At 70.2% G+C, this 15,005-nt stretch carries 14 protein-coding genes, 1 tRNA gene, 1 other RNA gene and 1 pseudogene; 7 read left to right on the forward strand and 10 right to left on the reverse strand.

Annotated elements, in window-relative coordinates; translation table 11 throughout:
* Nucleotides 1–6: 6 nt before the first annotated feature.
* The 5 genes from ABGB10_RS31710 to ABGB10_RS31730 form a co-directional block, all read right to left on the reverse strand.
* A complete protein-coding gene (locus tag ABGB10_RS31710; protein WP_347664661.1) occupies nucleotides 7–969 on the reverse strand; it encodes an ABC transporter permease in 963 nt (320 codons plus the stop codon).
* Entirely contained in the window at nucleotides 966–1,970 is a 1,005-nt protein-coding gene (locus ABGB10_RS31715; RefSeq protein ID WP_347664662.1) for an ABC transporter permease, read from the reverse strand. Before ABGB10_RS31715 ends, ABGB10_RS31710 begins: the two co-directional genes overlap by 4 nt.
* Nucleotides 1,971–2,055: 85 nt before the next feature.
* A complete protein-coding gene (locus ABGB10_RS31720) occupies nucleotides 2,056–3,717 on the reverse strand; it encodes an ABC transporter substrate-binding protein (RefSeq protein WP_347664663.1) in 1,662 nt (553 codons plus the stop codon).
* Between the two features lie 314 nt (nucleotides 3,718–4,031).
* Nucleotides 4,032–4,625, reverse strand: coding sequence for a recombination mediator RecR (recR, locus tag ABGB10_RS31725; RefSeq protein ID WP_145778528.1), 594 nt, complete (start codon nucleotides 4,623–4,625; stop codon nucleotides 4,032–4,034).
* A gap of 8 nt (nucleotides 4,626–4,633) precedes the next feature.
* Nucleotides 4,634–4,942 (reverse strand): YbaB/EbfC family nucleoid-associated protein, encoded by a 309-nt coding sequence (locus ABGB10_RS31730; protein WP_030489880.1) that lies wholly within the window; start codon nucleotides 4,940–4,942, stop codon nucleotides 4,634–4,636.
* 202 nt (nucleotides 4,943–5,144) lie between these two features.
* Here ABGB10_RS31730 and ABGB10_RS31735 point away from each other — a divergent pair, with 202 nt between their 5' ends.
* Nucleotides 5,145–5,834, forward strand: a complete 690-nt coding sequence (locus ABGB10_RS31735) for a DUF998 domain-containing protein (protein ID WP_347664664.1) — start codon at nucleotides 5,145–5,147, stop codon at nucleotides 5,832–5,834.
* A gap of 49 nt (nucleotides 5,835–5,883) precedes the next feature.
* Here the strand turns inward: ABGB10_RS31735 and ABGB10_RS31740 are convergent, their stop codons facing one another.
* Nucleotides 5,884–8,961: a DNA polymerase III subunit gamma and tau gene (locus tag ABGB10_RS31740; RefSeq protein ID WP_347664665.1), complete on the reverse strand. Its 3,078-nt coding sequence runs from the start codon at nucleotides 8,959–8,961 to the stop codon at nucleotides 5,884–5,886.
* 245 nt (nucleotides 8,962–9,206) lie between these two features.
* An RNA gene (gene ffs, locus ABGB10_RS31745) (signal recognition particle sRNA small type) lies at nucleotides 9,207–9,296 on the reverse strand.
* Nucleotides 9,297–9,378: 82 nt separating this feature from the next.
* On the opposite strand from ffs, the gene ABGB10_RS31750 reads away from it, so the two are divergent.
* Nucleotides 9,379–9,463: transfer RNA gene (locus ABGB10_RS31750), tRNA-Ser, on the forward strand.
* 68 nt (nucleotides 9,464–9,531) lie between these two features.
* Here ABGB10_RS31750 and ABGB10_RS31755 read toward each other — a convergent pair.
* Together ABGB10_RS31755 and ABGB10_RS31760 are read right to left on the reverse strand one after the other, a co-directional pair.
* Nucleotides 9,532–10,194 carry a pentapeptide repeat-containing protein gene (locus tag ABGB10_RS31755; RefSeq protein ID WP_347664666.1) on the reverse strand — a complete coding sequence of 221 codons (663 nt, stop codon included), beginning with the start codon at nucleotides 10,192–10,194 and terminating at the stop codon, nucleotides 9,532–9,534.
* Nucleotides 10,191–10,622, reverse strand: a complete 432-nt coding sequence (locus tag ABGB10_RS31760; protein WP_347664667.1) for a YbaB/EbfC family nucleoid-associated protein — start codon at nucleotides 10,620–10,622, stop codon at nucleotides 10,191–10,193. Before ABGB10_RS31760 ends, ABGB10_RS31755 begins: the two co-directional genes overlap by 4 nt.
* A 175-nt stretch (nucleotides 10,623–10,797) precedes the next feature.
* On the opposite strand from ABGB10_RS31760, the pseudogene ABGB10_RS31765 reads away from it, so the two are divergent.
* Together ABGB10_RS31765 and ABGB10_RS31770 are read left to right on the forward strand one after the other, a co-directional pair.
* Nucleotides 10,798–10,959, forward strand: a pseudogene (locus ABGB10_RS31765) (Scr1 family TA system antitoxin-like transcriptional regulator); the annotation flags it as partial.
* Complete coding sequence (locus tag ABGB10_RS31770) at nucleotides 10,950–11,141, forward strand: DUF397 domain-containing protein (protein ID WP_347664668.1); 192 nt, start codon at nucleotides 10,950–10,952, stop codon at nucleotides 11,139–11,141. The pseudogene ABGB10_RS31765 and the gene ABGB10_RS31770, both read left to right, overlap by 10 nt.
* A gap of 78 nt (nucleotides 11,142–11,219) precedes the next feature.
* Here the strand turns inward: ABGB10_RS31770 and ABGB10_RS31775 are convergent, their stop codons facing one another.
* Nucleotides 11,220–11,861 carry a DUF1349 domain-containing protein gene (locus tag ABGB10_RS31775; protein ID WP_347664669.1) on the reverse strand — a complete coding sequence of 214 codons (642 nt, stop codon included), beginning with the start codon at nucleotides 11,859–11,861 and terminating at the stop codon, nucleotides 11,220–11,222.
* A gap of 136 nt (nucleotides 11,862–11,997) precedes the next feature.
* Here ABGB10_RS31775 and ABGB10_RS31780 point away from each other — a divergent pair, with 136 nt between their 5' ends.
* From ABGB10_RS31780 to ABGB10_RS31790, 3 genes are all read left to right on the forward strand, one after another.
* Nucleotides 11,998–12,555 (forward strand): hypothetical protein, encoded by a 558-nt coding sequence (locus ABGB10_RS31780; protein WP_347664670.1) that lies wholly within the window; start codon nucleotides 11,998–12,000, stop codon nucleotides 12,553–12,555.
* Nucleotides 12,556–12,779: 224 nt separating this feature from the next.
* The gene (locus ABGB10_RS31785) at nucleotides 12,780–14,027 is read left to right on the forward strand and encodes a hypothetical protein (protein ID WP_347664671.1); all 1,248 of its coding nucleotides are present in this window, start codon (nucleotides 12,780–12,782) and stop codon (nucleotides 14,025–14,027) included.
* 166 nt (nucleotides 14,028–14,193) lie between these two features.
* Nucleotides 14,194–14,688 (forward strand): hypothetical protein, encoded by a 495-nt coding sequence (locus ABGB10_RS31790; RefSeq protein ID WP_347664672.1) that lies wholly within the window; start codon nucleotides 14,194–14,196, stop codon nucleotides 14,686–14,688.
* Nucleotides 14,689–15,005 lie beyond the last annotated feature (317 nt).

A 15,005-nucleotide genomic window follows, 5' to 3' on the forward strand; every position in this document is an offset into this window, starting at 1 on the left:
TAGGGCCTACTTCCGCAGCTTCGGGTCGAGGGCCTCACGCATCGCCTCACCGAGCAGGGTGAAGCCGAGCGCGGTGATGATGATCGCGACGGCCGGGTAGATCGCCAGCGACGGCCGGATACCGAGGTACTGCTGCGCGTCGGCGAGCATGACGCCCCACTCCGGTACGGCGGTGTCCGGGTTGCCCAGGCCGAGGAACGACAGCGCCGCCGCCTCGATGATCGCGGTCGCCAGGGTCAGGGTGGCCTGCACGATCACCGGGGCGAGCGAGTTCGGCACCACGTGGGTCAGCGCGATCTTCGACTTCTTCACGCCGAGCGAGGTGGCCGCCAGCACGTAGTCGCTGTTGGCCTGGGAGATCATCGAGCCGCGCAGCAGCCGGGCGAACACCGGCACCGAGACCACGCCGACCGCGATCATCACAGTGGTCAGGCTGGCCCCGAGCAGGGCGGCGATGCTCACCGCCAGCAGCAGGCTCGGCATCGCCAGCAGCATGTCGATGAACCGCATCAGGGTGGTGTCGATCCACCGCCCCCACCGGCCACCGAGACCGGCCGCCGCACCCGAGATGCCACCGATCAGCGCACCGATGGCCAGACCGATCAGGGTGGAGACCACGCCGACCAGTAGGGTCTGACGGGCGCCCACGATCATCCGGCTGAACTCGTCCCGGCCCTGGTGGTCGTAACCGAACCAGTGTTCGCCGGTGGGGCCGGGGATGACACCCGGCTTGATCAGCCCCTCCCGGATGCCGATCGTGTCGGTCGGCGCGTACGGCACGAGGAACGGGCCGACCACCGCGACCAGCACGAAGAGCGCCAGGATGACCGCTCCGACGATCGCGGCCGGGTTGCCGCGCAGCCGGCGGAACGCCTCCTGCCACAGGCTGACGCCGCGCTCGTCGTCACGGGCGGCCAGCTCGGAGAGCCGGTCGATCTTTTCGCGCTTCTTACCCGGGCTGAGTGTCATCGCACCCTCACCCTCGGGTCGATGAAGCTGTAGGAGAGGTCGACCAGCAGGTTCACCAGCACGTACACCACCGCGATGATCAGAATGAAGCCCATCAGGACCGGATAGTCGCGCTGGCCGATGGCCTCGGCGACGAACGCTCCGATGCCACTGAAGGCGAAGACGGTCTCGGTCAGCACGGCGCCGGAGAGCAGGCCGCCCGCGAGCAGACCGATCGAGGTGGCCACCGGCAGCATCGCGTTGCGCAGCACGTGCCGGCGACGGACCGTCTGCTCGGTCAGGCCCTTCGCCTCGGCGGTGCGTACGAAGTCCTCGTTGAGCACCTCCAGCACACTCGCCCGGGTGATCCGGACGATGATCGCCAGCGGGATGCTGGCCAGCGCGATGCTGGGTAGCACCAGATGCCAGAGTGCGTCGGCGGCGGCGTCCCACTCACGGGTCATCAACCCGTCGAGGACGAAGAAGTTGGTGACCCGGGTCGCGCCGAGCGTCGGGTCCTGCCGGCCACTGGACGGGAACCAGTGCAGGTTCTCCGAGAAGATCGCCTTGAGCACGTAGCCCAGGAAGAAGACCGGGATGCAGATGCCGATCAGCGAGCCGCCCACGGACGCGTGGTCCAGGAAGCGGCCGCGACGACGGGCGGCCAGGTAGCCCAGCGGAATGCCGACACCGATCGCGATGATCATCGCGGTGATGGTCAGCTCGACGGTGCCGGGGAAGCGCTCGATGAACTCCGTGGTGACCGCCCGCTTGGTGGAGGTCGAGGTGCCCAGGTCGAGCCGGACCAGCCGCCGTACGAAACGGCCGTACTGCACCAGGATGGGCTCGTCGAGCCCCATGTTGCGGCGGATGGCAGCACGCATCTCGGGCGTGCCGCGCTCGCCGAGGATGGCGGTCTCGGGGCCGCCGGGGAGCCGGCGGAGCCAGATGAAGAGCAGGAGGGAGAGCCCGAACAGCGTGGGTATCAGCTGAAGCAGGCGCCTGACGATGAACCGGAACACGGCGGCCTCGAAGGGGTGCGGAGGGTTGCGGGCGGGCGCTGTGCGACAGCGCCCGCCCGCGTTCCTTGCTGCGTCAGATCAGGACTTACTTGAACTCGGCGGTCGCGTACCGCTCGTCGGTGAGCGGGCTCGCCTTGACGCCGGTCACGTCCTTGCCGAACACGATCGCCGGCGGCGAGTGCGAGATCGGCACGCCGGGCAGGAAGTCCATGACCGACTTGTTCAGGGCCTTGTACTTCTCGGTCCGGGCCGCGATGTCGGCGGTGCCGTCCGCGTCCTTGAACTGGTCGAACAGGGCCTGGTTGTTGAAGCCCCACTCGTCCTTCGGCCGGTCGAAGAAGGTGCCGATGAAGTTGTAGGCGTCGCCGTAGTCACCGGTCCAGCCCAGGAAGTGGATGTCGTGCTTGTTGCCCGAGGTGGTGGCGTTGAGGTAGTCCGGGCTCCACTTGAGCGGGATCGCCTCGACGGTGATGCCAACGGCCTTCAGGTCCGCCGACAGCAACTCGAAGATGTCCTTCGGGTTCGGCATGTACGGCCGGGTGACCTCGGTCGGGTAGTGGAACTTCAGCGTCAGGTTCGACGCGCCCGCCTCGGCCAGCAGGGCCTTCGCCTTGGCCGGGTCGTACGTGTACTTCGTGACGTCGCCGTTCCAACCCTCGACGGTGTCCGGCATGAAGTTGTCGGCGACCTTGGCACCCGGCGGCAGCTTGGAGGTGACCAGCTGCTGACGGTTCAGGGCGTACGCGATGGCCTGCCGGACCCGGATGTCGGCGAGCTTCGGGTTGCCCTTCTGGTTGATCGCCAGGTAGAGCACGTTGAACGCCGGGCGCGTGAGCATGTTGAAGCCCTCGCTCTTCAGCGGCTCGACGTCGGCCGGGCCAACCAGGTCGTAGCCCTGGATGTCACCGGAGCGCAACGCCTGCTTGCGGGCGTTCTCGTCCGAGATCGTCTTGAAGATGAGGTTCTTCAGCTTGGCCTTGGGGCCGGCGTAGTCCTCGTTGCGCTCCAGGGTCAGCGTCTTGTTGGCGACGTCCCAGGTCTTGAACTTGAACGGGCCGGTGCCGGTCGGGTGCGCCGTGGCGTACGCCGGGTACTTGATGTCCTCGGCGGTGCCGCCCACGTTGCTGGCGTCGAACTCCTGCAGCGCCTTCGGGCTGTGGATGGAGAACGAGGGGAGCATCAACGCGGCCGGGATCTTGCTGGAGACCCGCGTGAAGGACAGGTCCACAGTGGTGGCGTCCTTGGCGGCGCAGGACTTGAAGAGGCTCGGCGGCAGCTCCGCGTCCTCGTTCTTGGCGAAGCCGCCCATGACGTCCTGCCAGTACGCGGTCACGTCCGGGCTCTGCATGAGGCCCTTGGCGTTGTACCAGCGGTTGAAGTTGACGCAGACGGCCTCGGCGTTGAAGTCGGTGCCGTCGTGGAACTTCACGCCCGAGCGGAGCTTGAAGGTCCAGGTGGTGCCCGCGGCGTCCGGGGTCCAGGACTCGGCCAGACCGGGGGTGACCTTGGTGCCACCCTCCTCCGGACGGACCAGGGTCTCGAAGACCTGACGCGCCACGCGCAGCGACTCACCGTCGCTGGCGAAGCTCGGGTCGAGCACCTTCGGGTCTCCGGCGACGCCGAAGACGAGGGTGTCCTTCTTACTACCGCCGGATTTGTCGTCGCGGTTGCTCTCGGCGCAGCCTGCTACCGCGAGGGCCGCGACCGCGACGGCCGCGATCGCGACCTTCGGCCTGGGTGCACGCATGTGTGCTTCACCTCGTCCTTGGGGGTACGGACAACGTGGTGACAGGGGTCACCGATGGCGGTGACCATAGCTCTCGTTACGTCCACCCGGAAACCGTCAGGTGGACGGTTGGTATCGGATCGTGCCTCAAGCGCCGGTTGACATTCGATTCGTAGGCAAACGGCCCCTCAAACCGATCAATCTGCACCCACGATGCCAAACTGTTACGTCGAACAGCCCCGATGAGGGATCAAGTGTCAGATCAATTCCGGGCAGTGACGAAGCGATGGCCGACACCCCACACGGGGTGCCGGCCACCGGCTGTGCGTCAGGGATCAGACCGCGCGACGGCCCTCGAAGGCCCGACCGAGGGTGATCTCGTCGGCGTACTCCAGGTCGCCGCCGACCGGCAGCCCACTGGCCAACCGGGTCACCGAGATGCCCATCGGCTTCACCATCAGCGCCAGGTAGGTGGCGGTCGCCTCGCCCTCGGTGTTCGGGTCGGTGGCCAGGATCAACTCCCGCACCGCGCCACCGCCGAGCCGGATCAGCAGCTCCCGGATGCGCAGATTGTCCGGGCCGATCCCCTCCAACGGATTGATCGCGCCGCCCAGCACGTGGTAACGACCGCGGAACTCACCGGTCCGCTCGATGGCCACCACGTCCTTGGGCTCCTCCACCACGCACAGCACCTCGTCGGTGCGGCGCGGGTCGCGGCAGATCCGGCACTGCTCGGACTCGGCCACGTTGTAGCAGGTCGTGCAGAACCGCACCAGCTCCTTGACCTTGCGCAGCGCGCCGGCCAGCCGGTTGACGTCGGCCGGATCCGCCGACAGGACGTGGAACGCGATCCGCTGGGCGCTCTTCGGGCCCACGCCCGGCAACCGCCCCAGCTCGTCGATCAGGTCCTGGATGGCACCTTCGTACATCTGCCGGCTCAGAAACCGGGCAGGCCGAGGCCGCCCATGCCACCGGCGACCGGGCCCATCTTGCGCTCGGTCAGCTCCCGGGCCGCCTCGGCGGCGTTGTGCACGGCGGCGACGACCAGGTCCTCGAGCGTCTCCACGTCGTCCGCGTCGACGGCCTTCGGGTCGATCTTGATGGCCTTCAGCTCACCGGAGCCGGAGACGGTCGCCGTGACCAGCCCACCACCGGCGGTGCCGGTCAGCTCGGCCTCGGCCAGCTCAGCCTGGGCGGCGGCGATCTGCTGCTGCATCTTCTGCGCCTGCTTCAGCATCTGCTGCATGTTCGGCTGTCCACCTGGGCGCACGGATGGCTCCTTCTCGCACTCGTCTGCTCGGCCGCCGCCCAGCCTATCCGCTGGGACCGACCCCGCCCCGCGCGGTGCGTCCGCCCACGCCGGGCCTTCCGGGTACGGCTGGCACTACCTCGAACCGGCCATCTGCCCGTAGTGCGCCACGAACCACCCACCTGGTCTGCTCAAGGGTATGAATCTCAGCCGCACCTGCCGGGTCGGCGCGCTGTGCTGGGTCGCGGCCGCACCGATCTTCCTCGTCGCCAACCTGGTCACCGGCCTGCGGTGGCGCGAACCCCCCTACAGCTGGGCCACCCACAACATCAGCGACCTCGGCAACGCCCACTGCGGAATCTGGGACACCAGCCGACCCCGGTACGTGTGCTCGCCCTGGCACCCGCTGATGAACGCCGCGACAATCACCACCGCCGTGCTGCTCGCCGTCGGAATCCTGCTGACCTGGCGGGTTCTCGGTCGCGGCGGGGTGGTGCGCTCGGCCCAGACGCTCCTGCTGCTGGCTGCCGGCGGTTACGCCCTGGCCGCCCTCTACCCGGCCGACGTCGACGAGAGCCTGCACGTCCTCGGCGCATTCCTGATCATGGGCCTGGGCAACGTCGGTCTGCTCCTCGCCGGCTTCGCGCCGGGCATCACGACACTCGGCAGGTGGCGACGGCTCACCCTCACCGGCGGGATCATCGCCCTGGTCGGGACGGTGCTGTTCTTCGCCCAGCAGGGCGTCGGGATCGGCGTGGGCGGCATGGAACGCGTCGCGGTCCTGCCCTTCCCCCTGTGGGCCTGCTGCCTAGGCGTCCTACTAGCCGAAACCCCAACCCCCGCCCCCGCCCCCGCTCGCGTCGATCATGGAGTTGTGGTGCCCGAATAGGCCAGTAGCGGGCGACTTGTCACCCACCACAACTCCATGATCGGCGGGGTTACCGGGCGTCGACCTCGTCGATCTTTTCGGCGCCGAAGGTCTCGCGGAGCAGCCGTACCGCCTGCTCCTCACTGGACTCCCGGGCGGTCTTCTCGTCGATGACCTCGTCCAACGGCTCGTCGCCCGGATCGAAACCCTCGTAGACCGGGCTGGCCGCCGGGGCCGCCCCACCCGGCCGACCACCGCGCGCCGGGCCGTCGAAGTCCGGGTCGTAGGGCGGCTCGCCCGCCCATTCGGCGTCCGCGATGGGCCGGGCCGCCGCTCCGGTACGCGCACCGCGCCCCGCCGCCGCCGCGCGAGCCGCGGCGATGGCGCTGCTCACCGGTGCGCCACCGGCTGCCGCCGGCTGCCGGGCCGCTGGCGTCGGGTTGCCCCGCACGCCCGGCTTACCGCCACCGGCCGCCCCGCCGGGGCCACCCGGCCCGGAGCCGTTCGCGCCAGCGCCGTTGGTTCCGATGCCGTTCGCACCGGAGCCGTTCGCGCTGGTCGGCGTGGGTGCCGAGCCGGAACCGCCCGACTCGGAGTCGACGCCTGGATCGTTTCCGGCCGACGCGCCGCCGGGGCGCGCGGCCTCCGGCCAGTCCTCGTCGTCCTTCGCCTCGGGCACGGGGGCACCGCCGCCGGGGCGCGCCGGCTCCGGCCAGTCGTCCTCGTCGTCGGCCGCTGCGGCGGGTGGCGCTCCACCCTGCCGGCCCGCGCCGTGACCGCCGGAGCCGCCACGCGCACCGTGACCACCGGAGCCGTCACGCGTGGCCGTGCCTCCGGGCTGACCACCGGTCTGCGCGCCGGCAGCGGCGGCCGAGTTCGTCGGGGTGGGCGGCGCGCCGGTCGGGCCAGTGGCGACCGATGACGTCGGCGCGCTCGCCGGCCCGCCAGCCGCGTTCGGTGCGTTCGTCACGGCACCCGCAGCAGTCGCCGGTCGGGCAGCGGCCTCGCTGTGCGGCGCGGCATTCGGGCTGGGTGCGGCACTCGGATTCGACACGGCGCCCGGATTCGACACGGCACTCGGATTCGACACGGCGCCCGGATTCGACACGGCGCCCGGATTCGACGCGGCGGGCGAGCTGGGCGCGGCGGGCGGGGCGCTCGTCGGGCTGGCGGCGGTCGCGTTCGACGGGGCGGGTCGGGCCGGAGCGGCGGGCTGCGAGCGCTGCGGGCCGGACAGCGACACGCCACCGCGCTCACCGGCCACCTCGCACCGGATCTGCCAACGCCCGCCCAACTCCTCGTAGAGCGCGTCGGTCAGCACGGCCGAGTGGTCGGCCATCATCTTGGCCAGCACGGTGGACTTCACCGTCAGCACCAGCATGTCGCCGTCGAGTTCGCGGACCACCGCGTCGCGCATCAGGGCGGCGATCCGCTTGTTGGTCCGGTTGACCTTGCCGATCACGTCGGGCCAGACGCGGCGGACCGCGACCGCGTCCAGCGCGGCGGCCGGAGCACCTGGTCGGGGCGGCACGGGCGTAGCCGGGTCGGGAAGCACCGCCGACGGCGGCACCGTACGGCGCGGCGTCGACGAGCCACCAGCCGAACCAGGGTCAGCCGAACCGGGGGTAGCAGAGCCGCCGGGGGCACCCGGGGAGGCGTGTGCCGGCCCAGCGGTGGCCCCCGACGCGCCGGGCGACGCCGGGATCGGCGAATCGGCGGTCGGGATGCTCGACGCCGGAGCACCCGACGCCGGAGCACCCGAGATCGGGGCGCCCGGCATCGGAGCACCCGGCATCGGAGCACTCTGGGCAGCGGCGCTCCGGGTCGGGGACGTGGCCGGGTCGACATCCCACGGCGGTGCGGAGGTCGGGGCGTTGGCGGGTACGGGTTTGGCGGCAGCCGGAACCGGGGGGGCCGGCTGTGGGCGTACCCCTGGGTTGGTGGTCGGCGCGAAGCCGGCGGCGGCCGACGGCGCGTCGGTGCCGCTCAGGGTGAGCCGACGTTCCATCCGCTCCAGTCGCTGAAGCAGGCCGCCGGTGGAGTCGTCCACGCCGGGCAGCAGCATCCGGGCGCAGATCAGCTCAAGCAGCAGGCGGGGCGCGGTGGTGCCGCGCATCTCCACCAGGCCGTCGTGCACGATGTCGGCGCAGCGGGAGAGCGTGGCCGAGCCGAGCTGCGAGGCCTGGGCGGCCATCCGCTCGATCTGGTCGGCCGGGCCGTCGATGAGGCCCTTCGCGGCGGCGTCCGGCACCTGCTGGATCACGATCAGGTCGCGCAGCCGTTCCAGCAGGTCGGAGGCGAACCGGCGCATGTCGTGCCCGGCCTCGGCGACCCGGTCGACGGTGGCGTACGCGGCTGCGCCGTCACCGGCGGCCAGCGCGTCACACATCTCGTCGATCAGCGCGGAGTCGGTGACCCCGAGCAGCGCGACGGCCCGGGCGTAGCTGACCCCCTCCGGGCCGGCGCCGGCGATGAGCTGGTCGAGCACGGAGAGGCTGTCCCGCATGCTGCCGCCACCGGCGCGCACCACCAGCGGAAAGACCGCCGGCTCGACGGTGACCCTCTCCGCCTCGCAGAGCTGCTCCAGATAGGGGCGGACCACCTTGGGCGGAAACAGCCGGAACGGGTAGTGGTGGGTCCGCGACCGGATCGTGCCGAGGACCTTCTCCGGCTCGGTGGTGGCGAAGATGAACTTGACGTACTCCGGGGGCTCCTCGACCAGCTTGAGCAGGGCGTTGAAGCCCTGGGTCGAGACCATGTGCGCCTCGTCGATGATGTAAATCTTGAAGCGGCTGCTGGCCGGCGCGAAGAAGGCGCGCTCGCGCAGCTCGCGGGCGTCGTCCACGCCACCGTGGCTGGCCGCGTCGATCTCGATCACGTCGATGGAGCCGGCACCGTCGGTGGCCAGCGAGCGGCAGGACGCACACTTGCCGCACGGCTCCGGGGTGGGGCCCTGCTCACAGTTGAGCGAGCGGGCCATGATCCGGGCGCTGGTGGTCTTGCCACAGCCGCGCGGGCCGGAGAAGAGGTAGGCATGGTTGAGCCGCCCGCTGCGCAACGCCTGCGACAACGGCTCGGTCACGTGCTCCTGACCGATGACCTCTGCGAAGGTACGCGGCCGGTACTTGCGGTAGAGCGCCAGCGTCACTCGTCCCGCCTCCTCTCGACCGAGCCATTCTGCGCCGGTCGGGCGCGGGTGACCACCCACCACCCCGGACGCCCGGGTTGCCGCGGGTTGCGCCGCGTGGTTTCCGGGCCCGATCGACCCGGCCCCGGCTTGATCGACTCAGCCCGAGGGCTTGATCGACTCGGGTTTCTGGAAACCGCGGTGTCCGCGTGCCCGGGATGCCCCGACATCATGAAAGGCGAGTGGATCAACCGGCCCACAGACAAAAAGGCCTCCCGTGCACCCGGCAGAGCTCGCTTATCCTTGCTGCCTTCCGGCCCTGGGGAGGTTCACGAGATACCGCCGCACGGGAGGTGCCGCCAAGCCTACCCGACCGCCCGTCGATCTTCAGGGGGTGGTGGGGTGGCCCGCCCGACGCGGGCCTGTATCCTGGCTCGCGGAGGATTCGCCTAGAGGCCTAGGGCGCACGCTTGGAAAGCGTGTTGGGTTTACACCCTCACGAGTTCGAATCTCGTATCCTCCGCTCGCGTGAGCAGCACCAACGACAGGGCCGGCCCACTGGGACCGGCCCTGAGTCGTCTGCACGGTGCGTCAGCCCACCACCTGGACGTCCTCCGCGCCCTGCCCCGAGAACCACGCCGCGAGTCCGACGCCGTCGAGTGACCGTGTCGTCCCCTCGTCGACGAGGACCGGGCCGACCACGGCACCTTTCGCGCCGTCGAGTTGGCAGCCGAACATCCGCGCGCCGCTCAGCACCGTCGGCATGCTCGTGCTGCCCAGCGTGCACCAACGCAGGCTGGCCAACTCCAGGTCGGCACCGCGCAGGTCGGTCTCGTAGAGCGTGGCGGAATTGAGGACCGCGCGGCCGAGGTCCGCCCCGGCCAGCACGGCGTGGTCGAGTTGCGCCGCGAACAGGCGAGCCGAGGGGAAGAGCGCCTGACCGGCCGAGCAGCCGACAAGTGTCGCCTTGGCCAGATCGGCGGAGGAGAAGTCCGCGCCCTGCATCTCGGCGTTGGCCAGGTTGGCGTCGGCGAGGTTGGCCTCCTCGAACCGGACGCCGACCAGTCGGGAGTTGGCGAGATAGGCGCCGACCAGGTCGAGACGGCTGAGGTCCGCCCCGCGAAAATCGAGAAAATCACCCGACAGGTACGCCGTGTCGGGCGACGCAGCGAACCACTCCTCCAGTGCTGTCCGAGCGTCCGGGCTGTCCGGCCAGCGGATCACGTCGCCGCTGGTCCGTCGATATCTGCTCACCGCCCGTGCTGGTCGTCCGGTCCGTCCACGGCGGGGTCGGCGGCGCGCAGTTGCTGCCCGACGCGTTCGGCGATCGCCCGAGCAGCCGGCGAGTCGGTTCCCAGGGTGTCGCCGATGATCTCCTGCGCCCGGTCGGCCAACTGCCGCTTGGCCACCCCGATCGTGTTCATGATCGTCCTGGCGACCACATCGGGCGCGACCCGTTGGATCCGCTGACCCAGCTGCAGGTCGACCAACGCACCCGCCGAGTCGACAGTGACCTCCACCAGCCCGTTGCCGTCGGCAGCGGTCACCCGTAGCGCCTGGATCCGGTCACTCATCGCGTCGGTGGCGGTCGCCAACTGGTCGAGACGACCCTTCCACTCCGCGAGTCGGTCCATCGCGCCGTCCGGGTCCAGCAGCCCCGCCGTGTTGGGAACCTCGGCCATCATGTGTCCCCTCGGTCGCTCAAGGTGATCATGCTCAGCGGTGGGAGGTTAGCACCGGCCCGACCCGCCACGACAGTCCAGGTGAGACGCCAGGAGCGGGATGACCGGACGCCCTTTCAGCCGCTGGCCGCGTCGAACCCGCCCCGCATGCCGTTCGCCGCGCACCCAGGCCCCCCGGGTCGCCGGCTATCTGGACAACCAACTCCAGGGACAAGTCGCTAGCGACCCCGACGACATCGCGGCCATGATGGCGGCATGGGAGAACGTGCGCGGGGAGGCACTGTCCCACCGGCAGTCGGTCGATCTCATCACGGAGGTGGCGGAGTCATGGAGCTGAACGGCGCCCGATGGCGCAAGAGCAGCCGCAGCAGCGGCAACGGCGGCGCGTGTGTCGAGGTCGCCGACAACCTGCCCGGCGTCGTCGGCGTACGGGATTCCAAGGACCCGGCCGGCCCGGCGCTCACCTTCACGCCGACGGCCTGGCGCGCGTTCCTCACCCGGCTTGCCTTCCGGGCCTGACCAGGGCTGGGGCTGGGGCTGGGGCGACGCCCGTCGTACACATGTTCTATCCACAGGCTGTGGACAGCGGTTCGGCCCTCAGGAGCCGTCGCGGAGGTCGGCCAGGCGTTCGGGCCGGAAGCTGATGTCGTCGAAGGTCACGCCGCACCCCTCGCCGGTCGGCGACTGGCCCGCGAAGCCGATCCGGTCGTGTGCCGTCTCGCCGTCGAAACTGAACACGCGGATCAACTGCCAGGTCCTGCCGTCGAGCGAGGCGTGGTAGGCGTAGACGCGGCCGATTCGCGAGACCCGCAGCCACACCGACCGGTCGGCCACGACGAAGGAGTTCGCGTCGTCGGCAACGCCCCGGCAGATGACCGACACGATCATCGGCTCGGCCTCGGGTGAGAACTCGAAGCACAACTTGCCCCAGCACCGCTCGTCCCGCCAGATCAGGAGCACCCCGGCGTCGAAGGTCGCGGCGAAGGCCACGGTGACCCGGGCACTGAACTGGAAGTCCCCCTCCGGCGGCAGCTCACCGAGCAGCGTCGCCGCGTTGAGGACCGGCTGCGGGTCCGACGCGGCGTCCTGGCTCCCGCCGCTACTCGGGTCGATGAAGATGTCCGTGCGCGGCTGCGCCGACACCGTCACGGCACCGGCCGCCTCGTCCACCCGCCAGAGCCCTTCGGGCGACGGCACGAGCGGAGACGGCATACCGGGGACGATCAACTGGTCAGCCATGACCAGGACCGTACAACGGGTCCCGGCGGGAAACCTGCCGCCGCCGGGCGGGTACGGTCCGGGGATCGACGCCGGTCGGCCCGGAATCCGTCGTACACATGTTCTATCCACAGGCTGTGGATGGCGGAGGGATTCGATGACATACCAGCTCAGCGCGGTGGTCGCGGACGTCGAACTGCTCCGCGAGCAGACTGCCGAGCTGGATCACGCGGTCCTCGGCGAGCTGCGCCAGGATTTCGGGCTGCTGCCGGTCACCCCGCAGTTGGTGGTGGAGCTGACCGGGTCGCTGCCGGATTTCGCGACGGACGACCGCAGCGCCGAACACCCGTTCGGCCTGGTGTTGTCGCCGACGCTTGTCGAGTCGCTGACCCGCTGGTCAGAGGCGGGGCCGGTGGCGTACCTGGAGGCGGAGTTCGGCGGTGGCGCCGGCTACCAGTCGGCGGTGGTGTGGCTGGGTGGGGCGCTGTCCTGGGGGCCACACTTCGACGACGAGTTGGACACGTCGCGCGAACAGTGGCCGATCAACGGGGCGCTGACCCGCCTCGGTGTCGAGCCCGGCGACTGGATCGACCCGTTCGCCGAGCTGGGACTGCACCTGGAGCGCAACACCGAGGGTTGGCTGGCGCACGGGCGGCGTCGACTCAGCGCCGACTACTGGGACGAACTGGTCGAGCAGTGGGAGGAAGACCGCTGACCGCCCGAGTTGTCCCGGCCCGGACCGGCGCGCTGTGCACCGCGATGGCGGTCGACGACCATGACGAAGCCGCGTAACGCTTGCGCCCCTCCACAGCGCCTTCTCGTCGGCGGGCCAGGATCCTGATGTAGGCCCGGATCACCTCTCGGATTCACGAACGGGGAACGATGAGCCAAGCAGCACGCACGGGACGGCGCGCACGGATCTGGATGGCGGGAGCGGGCGTGTTCGCTCTCCTGGCCACCGGTGCGGGCACCGCCGTGGCGCGTACCGCGACGCCGGGCGACGACCGGGCCACCGGCGGCAACGTCGCGGAGGCGCAGTTGGTCGCCGACAGCAGCCGGTCGAAGGTCGACAGGACGTCCAAGTCTCCACGGCCGGGGAAGCCTCGTCCGACCCCTTCGCCGACGTCCAGCCCGACCGCCGGCCCAACGCCGACGCCGACGCCGACAACCACCACCTCGCCTCCGAGCACCGACGTGAACGTGCAGATCCCCATTGCGGGGTACACGACCGGCTTCCGTTTCGGCGACATCCTGGTGGACGAGGCTCGCGGCCGGGTCTACATCACCGGCGGCAAGGGCACCGACGGCCTGATCGTCACCGACCTGAGCGGTAGCCCGCTGCGCACTCTCCCGGCTATCGCACCGGGTGCCGCCGGGATGGCGCTGAGCCCCGACGGCAGCAAGCTCTACATCGCCGCCGGCGATCAGGACTGGCTCAGGATCGTCGACCTGGACACCTGGGAGCTGGACGGCCAGTTCACCGGAAAGACCGACGGGACCATGACCTGCCCGAAGGACCTGGCCTTCGCAGCCGGCCAGCTCTGGGTCTCCTGGGGGTGCGAGAACGAGCCGACGGCGGGCATCGGCCGGGTCGACCTCGCGACCGGCAAGTTCGACGTGTACGGCGTCGAAGCCATCGACGAGCGGATCAGCTCCGCGATGCTGCTGGCCACCTCGCCCACCCAACCCGACATGGTGATCGCGGGCGCAACGGGCACCAGCCCTGCCCTGCTGGTCCGCTTCGAGGCCACCGCGACGGGGCTCGTCCAGAGGGCGATCAGCCGGACCGACGGTGGCTCGGTCAAGCAGTTGGCGATCACCCCGGACGGCACCGAGGTGATCGTCCCCTCGGGCGCGCCGTACTACCACCCGGTGCTGCGTACGTCCGACCTCGTCGAGGTGCACCGGTATCCGACGGTGCCGTACCCGAACGCCGTGGCGATCCGGCCCGACGGCCTCGTCGTCGCCGGCACCAACTCGTCGTACGACAAGGACGTCTGGGTCTTCGAGCCGGGCGGCACCACGCCGGTGGCCACGTTCGAGTTCGGGCACCTGCCGAACCAGGAGACGTGGGCGCACAACGTGGTCCACGGAGCGCTGGCCGTGGCCGGCAACAAGATCTACGCGGTCACCGACCAGTTGGCCGAGCCGGAAATGGTGACCTTGCGAATCCGTACCCTGCCCTGACACCTGGAGACGCCCGGGCGATCCGCACCGATCGTCCGGGCATCCCGCCCGACGGAACGCAGGCCGCTCAGAAATACGGGGACCGGCAGCAACCTCAACGCCCTCGCTCCGTTGGGGACTGGGGGATTCCATGAAATTGCGACAATTTGCGTTTATTGCCACGCTGATGACGGCTGCCTCGATCGCAGGCAGCGGCGTACCGCCAACCGGGTCGATCCCGGACGGCCGGCCCGCCGGCAGCGTGGAGATCATCGACCTGAACGGCCTGCGCAACATCGAGTTCGGCGACACCGAGGACGAGCTGACCCGACGCGGCATCCTGCGTACCAGCCTGGATTCCTGTGGGCCGATGCTCGTCGGCCACGACACGGTAAGCCCGGTCTTCATGGAGGACAGACTGGTGCTGCTCTGGGTCGGGGATCCAATGCGGACACCGGAAGGCATCACCGCAGGCACACCCGTCGACCAGGTCTGGGCGCGCTACCCGCTGGTGACCCGGCTCGACGCTCCTCAGGGGACGCACCGCCTCGACGGGCTGCTCGCCCGCAGCGGCGACCGCGCGTACCTGTTCCTGCACGACGGACGCACGGTCCGAAAAACCATCGCCGGGTACGCGGACTGGGCCCGCCGCCTCTTCGACGAGGGCGCCGGCCCCTGCTGACCAGCCCGAGCCGACCAGCCCGACGTGCGGCCGGCCGGCATCCGCGCGCCGGACGCGGCGGCGAACTCGGTGAGCGCGATCTCCGCACCCGGTGATGCGGGCGATCGAGGAGCGGGGCGCGGGACTGGACGTGGTGTTCGCCAACGCCGGCGGCGGCAAATTCCGTCCGCTCGACTCGATCACGTTCGAGCACGTCGCCAACACGTTCGACACCAACATCTGCAGTGGATGGGCAGACCGCAGAAGCACGCGCGCCGGTCCGTCATCTTGTGAGTTCGGACGAGTCCGTCCGAGTACAGCTGGTCTCGGACGGACTC

Origin of the sequence: Micromonospora sp. B9E7, assembly GCF_039871815.1 — a bacterium.
In the GTDB taxonomy this organism is placed as follows: domain Bacteria; phylum Actinomycetota; class Actinomycetes; order Mycobacteriales; family Micromonosporaceae; genus Micromonospora.

Bases quoted from the DNA above. Each gene is read 5' to 3' on its own strand.
- ABGB10_RS31790 (WP_347664672.1), top strand. From the start codon at position 14,194: ATGACGGCTGCCTCGATCGCAGGCAGCGGCGTACCGCCAACCGGGTCG.
- ABGB10_RS31760 (WP_347664667.1), bottom strand. From the start codon at position 10,622: ATGGCCGAGGTTCCCAACACGGCGGGGCTGCTGGACCCGGACGGCGCG.
- ABGB10_RS31730 (WP_030489880.1), bottom strand. From the start codon at position 4,942: ATGCAGCAGATGCTGAAGCAGGCGCAGAAGATGCAGCAGCAGATCGCC.
- ABGB10_RS31735 (WP_347664664.1), top strand. From the start codon at position 5,145: ATGAATCTCAGCCGCACCTGCCGGGTCGGCGCGCTGTGCTGGGTCGCG.
- recR (WP_145778528.1), bottom strand. From the start codon at position 4,625: ATGTACGAAGGTGCCATCCAGGACCTGATCGACGAGCTGGGGCGGTTG.
- ABGB10_RS31775 (WP_347664669.1), bottom strand. From the start codon at position 11,861: ATGGCTGACCAGTTGATCGTCCCCGGTATGCCGTCTCCGCTCGTGCCG.
- ABGB10_RS31720 (WP_347664663.1), bottom strand. From the start codon at position 3,717: ATGCGTGCACCCAGGCCGAAGGTCGCGATCGCGGCCGTCGCGGTCGCG.
- ABGB10_RS31710 (WP_347664661.1), bottom strand. From the start codon at position 969: ATGACACTCAGCCCGGGTAAGAAGCGCGAAAAGATCGACCGGCTCTCC.
- ABGB10_RS31770 (WP_347664668.1), top strand. From the start codon at position 10,950: ATGGAGCTGAACGGCGCCCGATGGCGCAAGAGCAGCCGCAGCAGCGGC.
- ABGB10_RS31780 (WP_347664670.1), top strand. From the start codon at position 11,998: ATGACATACCAGCTCAGCGCGGTGGTCGCGGACGTCGAACTGCTCCGC.